This window comes from Streptococcus sanguinis, assembly GCF_026781265.1.
Classification (GTDB): domain Bacteria; phylum Bacillota; class Bacilli; order Lactobacillales; family Streptococcaceae; genus Streptococcus; species Streptococcus sanguinis_T.
Genome location: NZ_JAKUVC010000009.1, coordinates 14590 through 30987 on the forward strand (window position 1 = coordinate 14590; position 16398 = coordinate 30987).

At 44.4% G+C, this 16398-nt stretch carries 16 protein-coding genes; 13 read left to right on the plus strand and 3 right to left on the minus strand.

Features of this window, described 5'->3' with window-relative positions; all coding sequences use genetic code 11:
* Nucleotides 1-56: 56 nt before the first annotated feature.
* From purF to purH, 5 genes are read left to right on the plus strand one after another with little or no spacing between them, the layout of a single operon-like run.
* Nucleotides 57-1496, plus strand: coding sequence for an amidophosphoribosyltransferase (gene purF / locus MK370_RS09260; RefSeq protein WP_268685032.1), 1440 nt, complete (start codon nucleotides 57-59; stop codon nucleotides 1494-1496).
* Between the two features lie 59 nt (nucleotides 1497-1555).
* Nucleotides 1556-2578, plus strand: coding sequence for a phosphoribosylformylglycinamidine cyclo-ligase (gene purM, locus MK370_RS09265; RefSeq protein WP_268685033.1), 1023 nt, complete (start codon nucleotides 1556-1558; stop codon nucleotides 2576-2578).
* Nucleotides 2575-3141: a phosphoribosylglycinamide formyltransferase gene (gene purN / locus MK370_RS09270; RefSeq protein ID WP_268685034.1), complete on the plus strand. Its 567-nt coding sequence runs from the start codon at nucleotides 2575-2577 to the stop codon at nucleotides 3139-3141. Before purM ends, purN begins: the two co-directional genes overlap by 4 nt.
* Nucleotides 3125-3544 (plus strand): hypothetical protein, encoded by a 420-nt coding sequence (locus MK370_RS09275; protein ID WP_268685035.1) that lies wholly within the window; start codon nucleotides 3125-3127, stop codon nucleotides 3542-3544. Before purN ends, MK370_RS09275 begins: the two co-directional genes overlap by 17 nt.
* Nucleotides 3545-3564: 20 nt before the next feature.
* On the plus strand, nucleotides 3565-5112 hold the full coding sequence (purH, locus tag MK370_RS09280; RefSeq protein ID WP_268685036.1) for a bifunctional phosphoribosylaminoimidazolecarboxamide formyltransferase/IMP cyclohydrolase: 1548 nt from the start codon (nucleotides 3565-3567) through the stop codon (nucleotides 5110-5112).
* Nucleotides 5113-5234: 122 nt separating this feature from the next.
* On the opposite strand, the gene lytF is transcribed toward purH, so the two are convergent.
* Nucleotides 5235-7184 carry a murein hydrolase LytF gene (gene lytF, locus MK370_RS09285; protein ID WP_268685037.1) on the minus strand — a complete coding sequence of 650 codons (1950 nt, stop codon included), beginning with the start codon at nucleotides 7182-7184 and terminating at the stop codon, nucleotides 5235-5237.
* 321 nt (nucleotides 7185-7505) lie between these two features.
* Between lytF and purD the strand changes: the two genes are divergently transcribed.
* The 8 genes from purD (at nucleotide 7506) to purB (ending at nucleotide 14950) form a co-directional block, all read left to right on the plus strand.
* A complete protein-coding gene (purD, locus tag MK370_RS09290) occupies nucleotides 7506-8771 on the plus strand; it encodes a phosphoribosylamine--glycine ligase (protein WP_268685038.1) in 1266 nt (421 codons plus the stop codon).
* A 228-nt stretch (nucleotides 8772-8999) separates the two neighbouring features.
* Nucleotides 9000-9488: a 5-(carboxyamino)imidazole ribonucleotide mutase gene (purE, locus tag MK370_RS09295; RefSeq protein ID WP_326845089.1), complete on the plus strand. Its 489-nt coding sequence runs from the start codon at nucleotides 9000-9002 to the stop codon at nucleotides 9486-9488.
* Nucleotides 9475-10566: a 5-(carboxyamino)imidazole ribonucleotide synthase gene (purK, locus tag MK370_RS09300; RefSeq protein WP_268685040.1), complete on the plus strand. Its 1092-nt coding sequence runs from the start codon at nucleotides 9475-9477 to the stop codon at nucleotides 10564-10566. The genes purE and purK overlap by 14 nt, the downstream gene beginning before the upstream one ends.
* A gap of 27 nt (nucleotides 10567-10593) precedes the next feature.
* On the plus strand, nucleotides 10594-11229 hold the full coding sequence (locus tag MK370_RS09305) for a YdcF family protein (protein WP_268685041.1): 636 nt from the start codon (nucleotides 10594-10596) through the stop codon (nucleotides 11227-11229).
* 14 nt (nucleotides 11230-11243) lie between these two features.
* Entirely contained in the window at nucleotides 11244-11471 is a 228-nt protein-coding gene (locus MK370_RS09310; RefSeq protein ID WP_268685042.1) for a phosphoribosylaminoimidazole carboxylase, read from the plus strand.
* A gap of 4 nt (nucleotides 11472-11475) precedes the next feature.
* The gene (locus tag MK370_RS09315) at nucleotides 11476-12240 is read left to right on the plus strand and encodes a hypothetical protein (RefSeq protein ID WP_268685043.1); all 765 of its coding nucleotides are present in this window, start codon (nucleotides 11476-11478) and stop codon (nucleotides 12238-12240) included.
* Between the two features lie 91 nt (nucleotides 12241-12331).
* The gene (locus MK370_RS09320; protein WP_268685044.1) at nucleotides 12332-13585 is read left to right on the plus strand and encodes a DUF4041 domain-containing protein; all 1254 of its coding nucleotides are present in this window, start codon (nucleotides 12332-12334) and stop codon (nucleotides 13583-13585) included.
* A 69-nt stretch (nucleotides 13586-13654) separates the two neighbouring features.
* Entirely contained in the window at nucleotides 13655-14950 is a 1296-nt protein-coding gene (gene purB / locus MK370_RS09325) for an adenylosuccinate lyase (protein ID WP_268685045.1), read from the plus strand.
* 190 nt (nucleotides 14951-15140) lie between these two features.
* Here purB and MK370_RS09330 read toward each other — a convergent pair whose 3' ends face one another.
* Complete coding sequence (locus tag MK370_RS09330) at nucleotides 15141-15707, minus strand: NAD(P)H-dependent oxidoreductase (RefSeq protein WP_268685046.1); 567 nt, start codon at nucleotides 15705-15707, stop codon at nucleotides 15141-15143.
* Nucleotides 15704-16300: a TetR/AcrR family transcriptional regulator gene (locus MK370_RS09335; RefSeq protein ID WP_268685047.1), complete on the minus strand. Its 597-nt coding sequence runs from the start codon at nucleotides 16298-16300 to the stop codon at nucleotides 15704-15706. The genes MK370_RS09330 and MK370_RS09335 overlap by 4 nt, the downstream gene beginning before the upstream one ends.
* Nucleotides 16301-16398: the final 98 nt, after the last annotated feature.

A 16398-nucleotide genomic window follows, 5' to 3' on the forward strand; every position in this document is an offset into this window, starting at 1 on the left:
GGCCTGAAAGGCCAGGTTTTCTCCCTTTTATAAGACAAAAGAATTTAGGTAAAACAATGACATACGAAGTAAAGTCACTGAATGAAGAGTGCGGTATTTTTGGAATCTGGGGCCATCCACAGGCGGCTCAGGTCACCTATTTCGGACTCCATAGTCTGCAGCACCGCGGTCAGGAAGGAGCTGGGATCCTGTCAAACGACCATGGAAAGCTCAAACGCCACCGCGATTTGGGATTGGTTGCCGAGGTTTTTAAAAATCCAGCAGATTTGGACAATCTGACGGGCGAAGCAGCTATCGGCCATGTCCGCTATGCGACGTCTGGCGGGGCCTCCATCAATAATGTCCAGCCTTTCTTCTTCAGTTTCTATGATATGCAGATGGGCTTGGCGCATAATGGCAATCTGACCAATGCCCATTCACTGAGACGGGAGTTAGAAAAGAAGGGTTCTATCTTTGCCAGCTCGTCTGATACGGAAATTCTCATGCACTTGATTCGCCATAGTAAGCAGGAAAATTTCTTAGACAAGCTCAAGGAATCCTTGAGACGAGTTCAGGGCGGCTTTGCCTATCTCATCATGAGAGAGGACAAGCTCTACGCTGCGCTGGATCCTAACGGCTTTCGTCCTTTGTCCATCGGCCGCATGAAAAATGGGGCCTGGGTCGTTTCCAGTGAAACCTGTGCTTTTGAAGTGGTGGGTGCCGAATGGGTGCGTGACCTTGAGCCAGGGGAAATCGTGATTATCGATGATGAAGGCGTGACCTACGATAGCTATACGACAGATACCCAGCTGGCTATTTGCTCAATGGAATATGTCTATTTTGCTCGGCCGGACAGCGTCATTCACGGGGTCAATGTCCATGCAGCCCGCAAACGGATGGGCCGCAGGCTGGCTCAGGAATTCCAGCATGAGGCAGATATCGTTGTCGGTGTGCCTAATTCTTCCCTGTCAGCGGCCTCTGGCTTTTCCGAAGAGTCTGGCCTGCCAAATGAAATGGGTCTGATTAAAAATCAATACATCCAACGGACCTTTATCCAGCCAACACAGGAGCTGCGAGAGCAAGGAGTTCGTATGAAATTGTCTGCTGTTTCCAGCATTGTCAAGGGCAAGCGCGTGGTCATGGTAGATGACTCTATCGTGCGGGGAACAACCAGCCGACGCATCGTCCAGCTCCTACGAGATGCAGGTGCAGCTGAAGTCCATGTGGCTATCGGCAGTCCGGAACTTAAATATCCATGTTTCTATGGCATTGATATTCAGAATCGGCGCGAGCTCATCTCGGCCAATCATACAGTTGATGAGGTTTGTGAGATTATCGGAGCTGACAGCCTGACTTACCTGTCGCTAGAAGGTCTCATTGAATCAGTTGGTATTGAGACGAATGCTCCGAATGGCGGGCTTTGTGTGGCTTACTTTGACGGTCAGTACCCAACTCCGCTCTATGACTATGAAGAGCGCTATCTGGAAAGCCTGAAGGAGAAGACAAGTTTTTATTAAAACAAGGTCAGCGGTAGTTGTCGCAATCTTTTTCAAAAATAAGAGTAAGGAAGAAAGTTATGACAAATAAAAATGCATACGCTCAATCCGGTGTGGATGTTGAAGCAGGTTATGAAGTAGTTGAGCGAATTAAAAAACATGTAGCACGTACAGAGCGGGCTGGTGTCATGGGAGCACTGGGTGGTTTTGGCGGCATGTTTGACCTGTCTCAGACCGGGGTCAAGGAGCCAGTGCTGATTTCTGGTACGGATGGTGTCGGAACCAAGCTCATGCTGGCTATCAAGTACGACAAACACGATACCATTGGGCAGGACTGTGTGGCTATGTGTGTCAATGACATCATCGCTGCAGGTGCGGAGCCCCTCTATTTCCTCGACTATGTGGCGACAGGGAAGAATGAACCAGCTAAGCTAGAACAAGTCGTCGCTGGTGTGGCTGAAGGCTGCGTTCAGTCTGGAGCTGCCTTGATTGGCGGGGAAACCGCTGAAATGCCTGGCATGTACGGTGAAGATGATTATGACCTGGCTGGTTTTGCAGTCGGAGTTGCTGAGAAGTCAGAAATTATTGACGGCTCTAAAGTAGCTGAGGGCGATGTCCTTCTGGGGCTGGCTTCCAGTGGTATCCATTCAAATGGTTATTCGCTTGTCCGCCGTGTCTTTGCTGACTATACGGGTGAGGAAGAACTGCCAGAATTGGAAGGTAAGAAACTTAAGGAAGTCCTGCTTGAGCCGACTCGTATCTATGTTAAGGCTTTGCTGCCGCTGATTAAGGAAAAGCTGGTTCATGGGATTGCCCATATTACCGGTGGTGGTTTTATCGAAAATGTGCCCCGCATGTTTGCCGATGACTTGGCTGCTGAGATTGAAGAAGACAAGATTCCAGTCTTGCCCATTTTTAAGGCCCTAGAAAAATATGGTCATATCAAGCACCAAGAAATGTTTGAAATCTTCAATATGGGACTAGGGATGATTTTGGCAGTAGCTCCTGAAAATGTGGATCGTGTCAAAGAACTTCTTGATGAGCCTGTTTATGAAGTTGGCCGGATTGTCAAAAAAGAAAGTGAAAGTGTCCTTATCAAATGAAAAAAATTGCCGTTTTTGCTTCGGGAAATGGATCAAATTTCCAAGTGATTGCTGAGCAGTTTCCTGTTGAATTTGTCTTTTCAGACCATCGCGATGCCTATGTGCTAGAGCGGGCGGACAAGCTAGGCGTCAAAAGCTATGCCTTTGAGCTTAGAGAGTTTGACAGTAAGGAGGCTTACGAGAAAGCTATTGTAGACCTGCTAGAAGAGCACCAGATTGACTTGGTTTGCCTAGCAGGCTATATGAAGATTGTCGGGCCGACCTTGCTAAGTGCTTATGAAGGACGTATCATCAATATCCATCCAGCCTATCTGCCGGAATTCCCAGGTGCCCACGGCATTGAGGATGCTTGGAATGCTGGCGTGGACCAGTCTGGTGTGACCATTCACTGGGTGGACTCGGGCGTTGACACTGGTAAGATTATCCAGCAAGTGCGTGTGCCACGACTAGCTGATGATACGATTGAAAGTTTTGAAGCTAGGATTCATGAGGCGGAGTACAAGTTGTATCCAGAGGTTCTGGATGGATGGGAGTGGAGAGAAAGTAATGCGTCAAAGCAATAAGAAATCATGTAAATATATAATTTACTTTTTAATGATAATGTTAGTTGGTTTTTTATGGATTGGTTATCCTAGTGCGCCATTCAAAGACTTTGTATTAGAGAACATTTTATCTCTAGTATTTTCTGCTTTTATTGTTTTGTCGTGGACAAAAGTTAGGATTGGAAAGAATTATCGAGACAAATTTGACTATTTTGTAGTCATGATTTTAATGTTTTTTGTCCTAGTGTGTATGATTGGGCAGACGTACCAAAACTTAAATTTAAAAGAAGCATTTTGGAATGTAGATAAAATCATATTAAAAAATGTTGACAAGATACTGATTTTATTTCTTATTCCACTGGTGGTTGGTTTTTTTACTGATCGTTTTGTTTTTGAGTTAGAAAAATTAGAACATAGTAAATAAAATAGTAATAAGGAGAATACATGACTAAACGCGCCTTAATCAGTGTCTCAGACAAGACAGGCATTGTAGAATTTGCGAAAGAGCTGAAAGCTCTGGGCTGGGATATCATCTCAACCGGTGGTAGCAAGATAGCCCTTGATAGTGCTGGAGTGGGCACCATTGCCATTGATGATGTAACTGGTTTTCCAGAGATGATGGATGGCCGTGTCAAGACCCTCCACCCAAACATTCACGGCGGGCTTTTGGCTCGTCGGGACTTGGATAGCCACTTGCAAGCGGCCAAGGACAATCAGATTGAGCTCATTGACCTGGTCGTGGTCAACCTCTATCCTTTTAAGGAAACCATTCTCAAGCCAGGTGTGGAGTATGCGGATGCGGTGGAAAATATTGATATCGGTGGACCCTCTATGCTTCGCTCTGCAGCTAAAAATCATGCCAGCGTGACGGTTGTTGTAGATCCGGCTGATTATGCTCTTGTTCTGGAAGAGTTGGCAGCAAATGGCCAAACGAGCTATGAAACGCGGCAACGCTTAGCCGCCAAGGTTTTCCGTCACACAGCCGCTTACGATGCTTTAATTGCAGACTATTTCACGGATCAGGTAGGCGAAAGCAAGCCTGAAAAGCTGACCTTGACCTATGAACTCAAGCAGCCCATGCGCTACGGGGAAAATCCCCAGCAGGATGCGGATTTCTATCAGACCGCTTTGCCACTGGACTATTCCATAGCTTCCGCTAAGCAGCTGAATGGGAAAGAGTTGTCCTTCAATAACATTCGTGATGCGGATGCGGCCATTCGGATTATTCGAGATTTCAAGGAGTGGCCAACTGTTGTGGCGCTAAAACATATGAATCCTTGCGGCATTGGTCAGGCGGATGATATTGAGACCGCTTGGGACTATGCTTATGAGTCTGATCCGGTTTCTATTTTTGGTGGGATTGTTGTCTTAAACCGCGAAGTAGATGCTACGACAGCTGAGAAGATGCACGGTATTTTCCTGGAAATTATCATCGCACCGAGCTACTCGGCAGAAGCGCTAGCTATTTTGACCAATAAAAAGAAAAATCTGCGGATTTTGGAGTTGGCTTTTGATGCGCAGGCAGCCTCTGGAGTGGAGAAAGAAGTAACCGGTGTTCTGGGCGGTCTTCTTGTGCAAAACCAAGATGTTATCGAGGAAAATCCAGCTGATTGGCAGGTCGTGACCAAGCGCCGGCCAAGTGAGCAGGAGCGCGTAGCTTTGGAATTTGCCTGGAAGTCCGTCAAATATGTCAAATCCAACGGGATCATCATTACCAATGAACGTCAGGTGCTGGGAATCGGTCCCGGTCAGACCAATCGCGTGGCTTCTGTCAAGATTGCTATTGAGCAAGCCAAAGATCGCCTTGACGGTGCCGCTCTGGCTTCTGACGCTTTCTTCCCCTTTGCGGACAATATCGAAGAAATCGCAGCCGCTGGCATCAAAGCTATCATCCAACCAGGTGGATCTGTCCGTGATGAGGAGTCTATTATCGCAGCTGATAAGCATGGCTTGACTATGATTTTCACCGGTGTACGGCATTTTAGGCATTAAGAAATAGAAAAAATCCTCGGTTTCTCCGAGGATTTTTGAATAGTCTTGTACTCAATGAAAATCATGAACAAACTAAGCAGGAGCAGTCTGCTCAAAGTGGTTTTTAGGAGTGCGAAAGCGACTTATTTAGGGTAGATATAGGTCAGGCGGCCCCAGTAGGAAGCAGTTGGATCAAACCAGCCACGGAAGTTGCTGATGTATTGCTTGCCGAGATAGTTAGACTCTTGGATCTGGATGCGGGTATTGGATTCGACATGCGTGACGACACCTACGTGGCCGTAGCCGCCGTCATCCCAGCAGGCGATGGCGCCAACCTCAGGCCTACTGCCGGTACGGAATCCAGCTCTTCTAGCACTAGCTGCCCATTGACCGCCGTTGCCCCAGTAATTTCCTGCCCAAGGAGCTAGAGCTTTGGCCCCCCAAGTGCATTGGCCGACAGGATAGGTTGTCGCATTAGCAGCGGCATAGTTAGGCTGAATATTAGCTGATTGAACGCTTGATTTCTCAACCTGATAGCTAGTTCCAGTCAGACCAGTCAGTTGTCCCGCTTTTCTACGATAGACATGGGTGTTAAATAGGCCGCTCCCCTTGTGATTCTGAGTATCCACGGTAAATTTGTATGTTCCATTGCCGACCTTATTTGCAGTATACCATTTGATATCATCTTGCCCATTGACTTCTGACCAAGTTGGCAGAATAATATCGCCATCTCCGTAGGCGTCTGTCACTGTCACCTCATAGCGATTGACCTCAGTTTTCCTGACTGCAACCTTGGCTTGAATTTGGTCGGTAGACATTGAGACGGCATCTGCTGCGTAGCTACGCTCACTGCCGTCCTTATAGGTGACATACACATGGTTGTTATAGGTTCCAGACAAAGCCTGATGATTACGGATATCAAAGGTTGCGCTGAAGGAGCCGTCTCCGTTAGGAGTGGCTGCATACCATTTAAGATTGCTCTGATTGCTAGTGCTCCAAATGGGAACTTGGACAGACTTTATAGGTTTAGATAAAGCTGTTTCAGCGATTTTTACAGTATAGGTTCCTTGTTTGGGGTTGATATTTTCCACCGTAAAAAGAGGTTTCTGTTCCTCGTCCGAAGGTAATTTTCCGCTGTCAATTTGAACTGTCGTTCCTGTTATACCAGTTGATTCCGGTTGAACATAGCTTTGGCCGTAAAGGTGGATATTGTAAGTCCCAGTGTCGTAGTTATGCTTTCTGAGTTCCACCCGAGCGCTGTAGCTACCATCTGGATTTTTGCTTGCTTCGTACCATTGCAGATCATCTTGCCCTTTCTTATCAGACCAAGTTGGAAGAACAATTCGATGCATGGTATCGGGTACGTTTTTGACAGTAATTTCCATGATACCAGTCTGAGGGAAGCTGGTTTCGATTATCGGTTTCGGATTTTCAAGATGGAACGTAGTACCAGATAGGAAAATCATTTTTCCGTTTACATTTTCGTAAGTGTCAACGAAGTATCGTCCATAACCACGATGTTTGGAAAGATTAAATTCAGTTGATTCTTCTCCTGCGTCATACCACTGAAGGTCGTCGCTGCCTTTTTCCTCTGACCAGACAGCATGGACAATCTTTGAGTGAGTTTGGTCTTTGTTGCGGGAAAAACTAATGCGCCCTGTACCTCCTGAGACGGATGCATTCGTTTTACTAGCTGGTTTATCTACATGAAAGGTAGTGGCATTTAGAGCTACCAAGCGCTCTCCTATCCGTATGTAGGTATGAACATGAAACGTACCATATCCTGGATGGTTGCTTAAGTCAATGTCAGTGATGGGTGTTTGTGGTGTATCATACCATTTCAAATCATCTTGTCCGTTTTCTTCAGACCAAACAGCAAGAGCAATAAGATAAGGTTCTTGAGCTTGGGAACGGGTATAGCTAATAGAGGCTGTCCGATCGTTCACAGTAACATCGACATTGCTGGCACGATCAGTGGGGCCTAGAATTTTGACTTCAGATTCGGTTGATTCAACTGCCTGAGCTGTGGAGTTGCTCGCAAAGAGACCTAGGACAGCTCCGGATAATAAAAACAGTTTTTGATATTTCTTCATAAAACTCCTTTGTGAGAATGGTTTTGGATGGGCCCACCTGTATTATTCGGAAAACTTATTTGAAAATGATAGTAAATTTGACAAGCCCTGAATATTTTTTGTCTACAATGGGTACAATCCACTCAAAAAGGAGAAGGCTGAAGACAACAACAATTACGGCAATCAGATAGAAGAGACATTCTTTTTCTCATTAGAATGGAATAAAACGAACGATTATGGTATAATTTAGATAAATAATTCGTAAAAATGCGGTGATTTTTACGTAATGTGTTAACTTGGTGCGTAAGCGCCTGTGATATTGGATATTGAGGTATCTTGGCTATGAAGCTTTTAGTTGTTGGTTCAGGCGGTCGTGAGCATGCGATTGCCAAGAAGTTGTTGGAGTCTCGGGATGTGGAGCAGGTTTTTGTCGCTCCTGGAAATGATGGCATGACCTTGGATGGGTTGGATATAGTAAACATTGGAATTTCCGAACATTCTAAACTAATTGAATTTGCCAAGGAGAATGACATTGCTTGGTCCTTTATAGGTCCGGATGATGCCCTGGCAGCTGGAATTGTAGATGATTTTAACCAAGCTGGGCTCAAGGCTTTCGGTCCATCTCGTTTAGCAGCGGAGCTGGAGTGGTCCAAGGATTTTGCCAAGGAAATCATGGTTAAATATGGTGTTCCGACAGCAGCTTATGGCACATTTTCCGACTTTGAGGAAGCCAAAGCTTACATAGAAAAGCAGGGAGCGCCTATCGTGGTTAAGGCGGACGGCCTAGCTCTGGGCAAGGGCGTGGTCGTTGCTGAGACAGTCGAGCAAGCGGTCGAAGCGGCTCACGACATGCTCTTGGATAACAAATTTGGCGACAGCGGTGCGCGTGTGGTCATCGAAGAGTTCCTGGACGGCGAGGAGTACTCTCTCTTTGCCTTTGTCAATGGCGACAAGTTTTACGTCCTGCCGACTGCCCAGGACCATAAGCGGGCCTACGATGGGGACAAGGGTCCCAATACAGGCGGCATGGGAGCTTATGCGCCAGTGCCTCACCTGCCACAAAGCGTGGTGGACCAGTCAGTTGAGACGATTATCAAGCCGGTTCTCAAAGGCATGATAGCTGAGGACCGACCTTATCTGGGCGTGCTCTATGCTGGGCTGATTCTGACAGCCGATGGTTCCAAAGTCATCGAGTTCAACTCGCGCTTTGGCGACCCAGAGACCCAGATTATATTGCCGCGCCTGACGTCTGACTTTGCGCAGAACATCACGGACATTTTGGACAAGAAGGAGCCTGCTATCACTTGGCTGGATGAGGGCGTTACTCTTGGCGTGGTTGTCGCTTTAGAGGGCTACCCGCTGGACTATGAGAAAGGCCTGCCTCTGCCGGAGAAGACAGCCGGCGACATCATCACCTACTATGCTGGGGCTAAGTTTGCGGAAAATAGCAGAGCACTGCTGTCAAATGGCGGTCGAGTATATATGCTGGTTACTACAGCAGATACCGTCTCAGCTGCGCAGGAAAAAATCTATGACCAACTAAAAAAACAAGATACTAAAGGCCTCTTCTATCGCCATGATATCGGAAGCAAGGCGGTTAAAAATTAAAAGCTACTGATATTAAATTTGAAAATGGCAAGCGAAAGCGAGCCACTGTAGGATAATGGTCGCAATAAAAAAACTGTATGAAAGGAGTATTCAGTTAGTTTTCCTAACTGAACACGGGACTAAATCCCTAGGAAAAAAGATAAAACTGCCTAGACGTAACCGTCGTCGTTAGTTTTCCTATTTTTCTACGGGATTTTTCGCAAGCGAATCGTCCCTTTGTATCTTAATATGAAACCAATTATTTCCATCATCATGGGCTCCAAATCTGACTGGGCTACCATGCAAAAAACAGCCGAAGTCCTAGATCGCTTCGGTGTAACCTACGAAAAAAAGGTTGTCTCTGCCCACCGCACACCTGACCTTATGTTCAAGCATGCCGAAGAAGCACGTAGCCGTGGTATCAAGGTCATCATCGCAGGTGCTGGTGGTGCCGCGCATTTGCCAGGAATGGTAGCGGCCAAAACCACTCTGCCTGTCATCGGTGTACCGGTCAAATCACGTGCTCTCAGTGGTCTGGACTCACTTTATTCGATTGTGCAGATGCCGGGCGGTGTACCTGTGGCAACTATGGCTATCGGAGAAGCAGGTGCGACAAACGCTGCCCTGACTGCCCTTCGGATCTTGGCGATTGAAGATCAAGACCTAGCAGCAGCGCTAGCAGATTTTGCAGAAGAACAAGGAAAAATCGCAGAGGAGTCAACAAATGAGCTCATCTAAAACAATCGGAATTATCGGTGGTGGTCAGCTGGGTCAGATGATGGCCATTTCTGCTATCTACATGGGACACAAGGTTATCGCGCTGGATCCTGCGGCGGATTGCCCGGCCTCTCGTGTGGCAGAAATTATCGTGGCACCTTATAACGATGTGGACGCCCTCCGTCAGTTGGCTGAGCGTTGCGATGTCCTGACATATGAGTTTGAGAATGTTGATGCTGACGGGCTGGATGCTGTTATCAAGGATGGACAGCTCCCTCAAGGAACAGACCTGCTCCGCATTTCTCAAAATCGGATTTTTGAAAAGGATTTTCTCGCAAACAAGGCCCAAGTCACCGTGGCACCCTACAAGGTCGTGACTTCTAGCCAAGACTTGGCGGATATCGACCTGTCGAAAAACTATGTCCTCAAGACAGCGACTGGTGGCTATGATGGGCATGGACAAAAGGTTATTCATTTAGAAGCAGACTTGGAAGAAGCCTATGCGCTAGCTGACTCAGCAGCTTGTGTATTGGAAGAATTTGTCAATTTTGATCTTGAAATTTCCGTCATCGTGTCAGGAAATGGCAAGGACGTCACGGTTTTCCCGATTCAGGAAAATATCCACCGCAACAATATCCTGTCTAAGACCATCGTGCCAGCCCGCATTTCAGCTAGTCTGGCAGACAAAGCTCAAGCAATGGCGGTTCGAATTGCAGAACAGCTCAAGCTGTCTGGAACGCTCTGCGTGGAAATGTTTGCGACTGCTGATGACATCATTGTCAACGAGATTGCCCCACGGCCACACAACTCTGGGCACTACTCTATCGAAGCCTGCGACTTCTCGCAGTTTGACACCCATATTCTCGGTGTTCTCGGAGCACCATTGCCAGCCATCAAACTGCATTCACCAGCCGTCATGCTTAACGTACTCGGCCAACATGTCGAGGCTGCTGAAAAATATGTCACAGAAAATCCAAGCGCCCACCTTCATATGTATGGTAAAATAGAAGCGAAGCACAACCGCAAAATGGGACATGTGACTTTGTTTAGTGATGCGCCGGATAGCGTGGTTGAATTTGGGGAAGGGATTGATTTTTAAGAAAATTCTGCGGAGAAAATGTTATAGATGAAACCAATTATCCCGAAAAGTCCAGAAGTTCCGAAAGAGTTCTCTGATAAAGAAATTTCCTTTTTAACTAAGAGTGTTTTCGGAGAAATAATCGAACCTCAGTCGTGTGATGCTTTGTTTGTTTTCAGTGGGACTCACCCAGGTCATTGGGAAAAAGCTATTGAGGCTTATCAAAAAGGCTATGTAAGACGAATTATTGTGACTGGCGGCCGAAGTTTGACAGGAACGCCTCATCCAGATTGGAATGGACATACAGAGGCAGAGGTTATTATCCAGCATCTGATGGCTGGGGGCATTTCTGAAGAAGTGATTAAATTTGAGAACTCCTCTAGCAATACTTTAGAAAACGTACTATTTGCCAAAGAAATTTTTGATTTTAATACTGTTGAGACCGTTATGTTCATTTGCAAAAGCCACGCGACTGGTAGGCAATGGCGGACCTTGGCTCAGCACTTACCAAAGCATCTTTACTACATCCCATATACTTTCAATGCCTTTTACAAGGATGTTGAGATTGGTCGGGATAGCTGGATGAATACAGACATTGGCAAGTCCAGAGTTTGGGGAGAATATCTGCGGCTTCTCCATTATGGAGAAAAGGGAGATATTTTAAAATTAGATGTTGAATTGTGATATAGGAGGTTTCTATGATTCAAATCATCGTCAATGCTTTTGTGGAAGAAGGCAAAGAAACTGCTGTTGTGGAAGTGCTCTTTGCCAGCGCCGACCATGAAAAAGTAAAAGCTAAATATAAGGAATTAAAGATTCAATATCCAGACAATTATCTGGCTATCTATGATTTGCCATTGGATACAGATCTTAGTATCTTGCCGCACTATCCGTCGGTAGCGATAAGCAAGGAGGAGTTTGATTAGATAAATGAGAAAGTATTTTAAAGAGAATGTAAGATTGTTAATATTTTTACTTGCTTTAGTATTCTTGTCAGGTCCTTTTTTCTCTTTTGTCCTATCTAGTATGTCAAAATATCTAAATTTTGATTTAGGCGATTGGCTAAGCTTTTATGGGACAGTATCAGGTATAGTTATATCGTTACTTGCAATACATTTTCAATTATCTTTAGAAAAAGTTAAAGAACTTAAAAAGTATAGACCGGAAATAATTCTAAACAATGATTATCAGCTTATAAAGCCGAATTGCAAAATTTATTTTAATGATAAATATTGGTATCACCTTGTAAAGAATCATCAACAGAATAAATTTGTTGAATCAAATGATTTTGAAAGCGTCTATTGTTCTTCCAATAAAAGAGACAAGGCGTTAGCAATTGAAATTTTAAATAATCAGCCTATTTATAATCTTCACATCTTTTTTGGTGATGATATGGATTGTGACATTATACCAAAATTAAATGCAAATCAGAGGATATATGTGATTTCAAGAGCTCATCAGCGAGAAATTTATTCTCATCTTTTTGATAAGAAATCAGATTTCAGACATGTACCAAGACGAATTAAAATTTATTATACAACTTTGGCTGGAGAAGTTAATGAGTGTATATATGATGTTGATTCTAAAGGATATTGTAATGTGGCAAAAAAACATCATGGAGTAAAGTATCCAACACTTCCCCAAGGAAGCCGCTTATGCGATTATTTTTTCAATAATATTACGGAAAATATATAAGGAACTAAGCCCATCTACGAGACAGTATATGTGACTTCATTTGTTGAAGTGTCAGATGTAGTTGAGGAGTTTGAGAAATAGGGAGAATTTTATGGGATTATTTAATTTTGGAAAACCAAAAGATGAGGTTTTAGAGGCTAAGTTAAAGAAGCTTACTTCTGATATTGAAGCAAAAAAGTCAGATTTAGCAAATTTAAAGCAAGAAATAAGGACAAGTAAAGAAATTATTTCATTAGATGCTGAACTTATTCTCAAGAAAGAAGAGCTAGCACATTTGAACGAGGAAATAGCTGTTGCTAATGACAACCTAAATTTACAAGAATTCGGTTTCTTTGAAAGGCAATATAATTTTTCTGATAGCACAAAGTATAAAGATAGACTAGATACTTTAAGAATGGAACAAAAATCCATGACTAAAAATGGGACTGCTGGAAGAATAATTTCTCCGATGCTTTTAGATAATAGTAAAAGTAAGGGGAGGGCCATGCAAAACCAACTGATTAAGGCGGCTTTAAGAGGATTTAATGGAGAATCTGATGCTTTGTTAGTTAAGGTTTCAGTGGTAAATGTTGATAAAAAAGTTAAGGCTCTAAGAAAAGCATTTGAACAACTGAATAAAATGTATTCAAGAAATTTAATTGAAATTACTTATCAATATCTGGAATTAAAAATTGAGGAGTTACGTTTAGCAGCGGAGTATGAACTTCAAAAACAAGAAGAAAAAGAATTACTTCGTGAACAACGGGAAAAAGAACGTGAGGACAAAAAACTTCAAGCTGAGATTAAAGCTCGTCGCAAACAGTTGGAAAAAGATAGGGCACACTTTAAGAATATGGTTCAAAAAGTGGAAGAATTGTTAAAAAATGCTAGGGATGAAGAAATTGAAGAGTTAAAACTTCAGTTAGCTGAGTATCAAGACAAACTTTCAGAATTAGATGAAATTGAAGAAGATATAGATTATCGTGAAGGTCATGCTACGGCTGGATATGTTTATGTTATCTCTAATATTGGCTCTTTTGGAGAAAATGTTTATAAAATTGGTGTTACTCGCCGTTTGGAACCTTTAGAGCGTATTAGGGAATTGAGCAGTGCATCGGTACCGTTCCAATTTGACATACATGCTTTGATTTTTAGTGAAGAGGCATTTGCTTTAGAAACAGAATTACATAACCAGCTTTCTCAATATAAAGTTAACAAAGTAAATGGTCGCAAAGAATATTTCAAAGTTCCTTTTGCAATCATTAAAGATATTTTAGATATTCACAAAGAGCTAACAGTAGAGCTGACAGAAAATGCAGAAGCATTTGAATATAGACAAACTAAAGCTATTGAAGAACAACGCTAGGATTGGAACTGAAGTTTCCCTAATGTTTATTCTAGCTAAGTGAAACCTCAAACGAAAGGAAAATAAAACATGATTGAAAGATATAGCCGCCCTGAAATGGCGAACATTTGGACTGAGGAAAATAAGTACAAGGCTTGGCTGGAGGTAGAGATTCTGGCTGATGAGGCCTGGGCTGAGCTGGGTGAGATTCCCAAGGAAGATGTGGTCTTGATTCGTGAAAAGGCAGGCTTTGACATCGACCGTATTTTGGAGATTGAGCAGGAGACTCGCCACGATGTGGTGGCTTTTACGCGGGCAGTTTCTGAGACACTTGGTGAAGAGCGCAAGTGGGTGCACTATGGCTTGACCTCGACTGATGTGGTGGATACGGCCTACGGCTACCTCTACAAGCAGGCTAATGACATTATTCGTGAGGATCTGCGTTGCTTCACTGACATCATTGCAGAGCGGGCGCGGGAGCATAAGTTCACCATCATGATGGGACGGACTCACGGGGTGCATGCGGAGCCGACGACTTTCGGACTTAAGCTCGCGACTTGGTACAGCGAAATGAAGCGCAACATCGAGCGTTTCGAGATTGCGGCTGCGGGTGTGGAAGCCGGGAAAATCTCTGGTGCGGTTGGGAACTTCGCCAACATTCCGCCATTCGTGGAAAGCTATGTCTGTGAGAAATTAGGCATCCGTCCGCAGGAGATTTCGACTCAAGTCTTGCCACGTGACCTCCACGCTGAATATTTCTCAGCCTTAGCCTTGATTGCGACGTCTATCGAGCGCATGGCGACTGAGATTCGTGGTCTGCAAAAGTCTGAGCAGCGCGAGGTGGAAGAGTTCTTTGCCAAGGGTCAAAAAGGCAGTTCAGCTATGCCTCACAAACGCAATCCAATCGGATCTGAAAACATGACTGGTCTGGCGCGTGTCATTCGTGGTCACATGGTGACAGCCTTTGAGAATGTCTCTCTCTGGCATGAGCGCGATATTTCCCACTCATCAGCTGAGCGGATTATCGCACCGGACACGACCATTCTCATCGACTACATGCTCAACCGCTTTGGTAATATCGTTAAGAATTTGACCGTCTTCCCTGAAAATATGAAGCGCAACATGAACTCAACCTTTGGTCTTATCTTCAGCCAGCGGGCTATGTTGACCTTGATTGAAAAAGGCATGACGCGGGAGCAAGCTTATGACTTGGTGCAGCCAAAGACTGCCCAGTCTTGGGACAATCAAGTGGACTTCAAGCCTCTGCTCGAAGCGGATCCAAAAGTCACTTCCCGTCTGACTCAGGAAGAGATTGATGAAATCTTCAACCCAGTTTACTATACAAAACGCGTGGATGAAATCTTCAAGCGTTTGGGGTTGGATTAGACATAAAAACAAGCCTGGACAAAAAGTCTAGGCTTTTGAATCTAAATTAGAAAAAATAGATGACGCAGTGGTTAATTGGCATCTTCCTTCGCTTTTTAAGCTCCAAAGATGACCTAATCAACTGCGCGGGGGTGGGAAGACGAACTTTTTAACTTGTTTGAAGTTCTTTCCCGCTCCCGTTTTCTTTATCTTAAATTTGACTGGCCAGTTGCCCGATTTTCTTGAGCATTTCTTGGCGTTGTTGATCTGTTTTGCGTTCTACTCCATTGAGCTCTGTCAGTTTGACAGGAGAAATACCACAAAGTTTCAGGATTTGATTTTTAAGTACCTTGCCGTAGTCTTGGACAAAAGGCAGGGCAAAACCTGGTGTGTTGTGGCTGGTGATAATCCAGCCGGATTTCCCTTGCAGGTGGCCTTGGAGTCCGACTTTCTTATAAGAGTAGGCAAAGTCAGCAGCAAAGACACGATCGATAAAGCCTTTGAGAATGGCTGGCATACCGCTCCACCAGATCGGGAAAATGAAAATCAGGTGGTCTGCCCAAGTAATCAAATCCCGGTATTTGGTCATTTCAGGGTCTTTGTGCAGGTCACGGCGTCTATGTTCTTGGTCAAAGCGCAAGATTGGGTCAAAATTTTCAGCATACAAGTCCAAGGTTTTCACCTCGTGCTTCTTAGAAAGGTTGCTTTGAACTTCTTTGAGAATAGCGGCATTGAAGCCAGTTGGGCTGGGGTGGGTGTAAATAATCAAGGTTTTCATGATCGTTCTCCTTTGATATAAATGTCAAGCATGTGCTCTATCGTGCTTTGGATGGCTTGAGGATCAAGGTCCTGTCCGATAGGACTGTTAGCCAGAACGGCTAGGCCTGTGATAAAGCTCCAAAAGTGAAAAAGGCTTTCTGCTTCGCTATTGCTAAAATTTTCCTCCTCGCGAAGCTTTAAAACAAGCTCCTTAAATTTATCAAATCCAGGCAGGTCAGACTCCAAGAGAATGGTGTCCCGAGTCACCTTCATATATTTAAAAGGGAATTTGATAAAGAGAGCCTCGAAAAAATGAGGGTAGGTCTTGGCGAAAAGAATGAAATTTAGACCAAGCTGGGTCAGCTGTTCACGCGCAGAACCTGTCGCATCAATATTTTCATTGATTTCCTGATTGAGAAAGAGCGAAAGCTGGGTCAAAACCACCTTGAGGTAGCCTTCCTTGCTCTCAAAATGGCGGTAAGGGCTGCCGTGAGTCACACCGCAGGCTCTGGCAACAGTCCTGAGCGAAAGCTGTTCAATTCCATGTTTTCCGATTTCGTCAATCCCTGTTTGGATGAGCTGTTCTTTCAGCTGGGCAGTATTGCGTTTCATTCATTTTCTCCTAAAGTATACACTGTCTACTTATCTATTTTTAGTATACACTGTCTACTTTTTATTGTCAACTAATTTGATGCTTTCTTCTATTCTAG

What these genes read in the sequence shown, in the direction of transcription:
- purM (WP_268685033.1), top strand. Translation starts at nt 1,556, where the DNA reads ATGACAAATAAAAATGCATACGCTCAATCCGGTGTGGATGTTGAAGCA.
- MK370_RS09275 (WP_268685035.1), top strand. Translation starts at nt 3,125, where the DNA reads ATGCGTCAAAGCAATAAGAAATCATGTAAATATATAATTTACTTTTTA.
- MK370_RS09305 (WP_268685041.1), top strand. Translation starts at nt 10,594, where the DNA reads ATGAAACCAATTATCCCGAAAAGTCCAGAAGTTCCGAAAGAGTTCTCT.
- purH (WP_268685036.1), top strand. Translation starts at nt 3,565, where the DNA reads ATGACTAAACGCGCCTTAATCAGTGTCTCAGACAAGACAGGCATTGTA.
- MK370_RS09315 (WP_268685043.1), top strand. Translation starts at nt 11,476, where the DNA reads ATGAGAAAGTATTTTAAAGAGAATGTAAGATTGTTAATATTTTTACTT.
- lytF (WP_268685037.1), bottom strand. Translation starts at nt 7,184, where the DNA reads ATGAAGAAATATCAAAAACTGTTTTTATTATCCGGAGCTGTCCTAGGT.
- purF (WP_268685032.1), top strand. Translation starts at nt 57, where the DNA reads ATGACATACGAAGTAAAGTCACTGAATGAAGAGTGCGGTATTTTTGGA.
- MK370_RS09335 (WP_268685047.1), bottom strand. Translation starts at nt 16,300, where the DNA reads ATGAAACGCAATACTGCCCAGCTGAAAGAACAGCTCATCCAAACAGGG.
- purD (WP_268685038.1), top strand. Translation starts at nt 7,506, where the DNA reads ATGAAGCTTTTAGTTGTTGGTTCAGGCGGTCGTGAGCATGCGATTGCC.
- MK370_RS09330 (WP_268685046.1), bottom strand. Translation starts at nt 15,707, where the DNA reads ATGAAAACCTTGATTATTTACACCCACCCCAGCCCAACTGGCTTCAAT.
- purN (WP_268685034.1), top strand. Translation starts at nt 2,575, where the DNA reads ATGAAAAAAATTGCCGTTTTTGCTTCGGGAAATGGATCAAATTTCCAA.
- purK (WP_268685040.1), top strand. Translation starts at nt 9,475, where the DNA reads ATGAGCTCATCTAAAACAATCGGAATTATCGGTGGTGGTCAGCTGGGT.
- MK370_RS09320 (WP_268685044.1), top strand. Translation starts at nt 12,332, where the DNA reads ATGGGATTATTTAATTTTGGAAAACCAAAAGATGAGGTTTTAGAGGCT.
- MK370_RS09310 (WP_268685042.1), top strand. Translation starts at nt 11,244, where the DNA reads ATGATTCAAATCATCGTCAATGCTTTTGTGGAAGAAGGCAAAGAAACT.
- purE (WP_326845089.1), top strand. Translation starts at nt 9,000, where the DNA reads ATGAAACCAATTATTTCCATCATCATGGGCTCCAAATCTGACTGGGCT.
- purB (WP_268685045.1), top strand. Translation starts at nt 13,655, where the DNA reads ATGATTGAAAGATATAGCCGCCCTGAAATGGCGAACATTTGGACTGAG.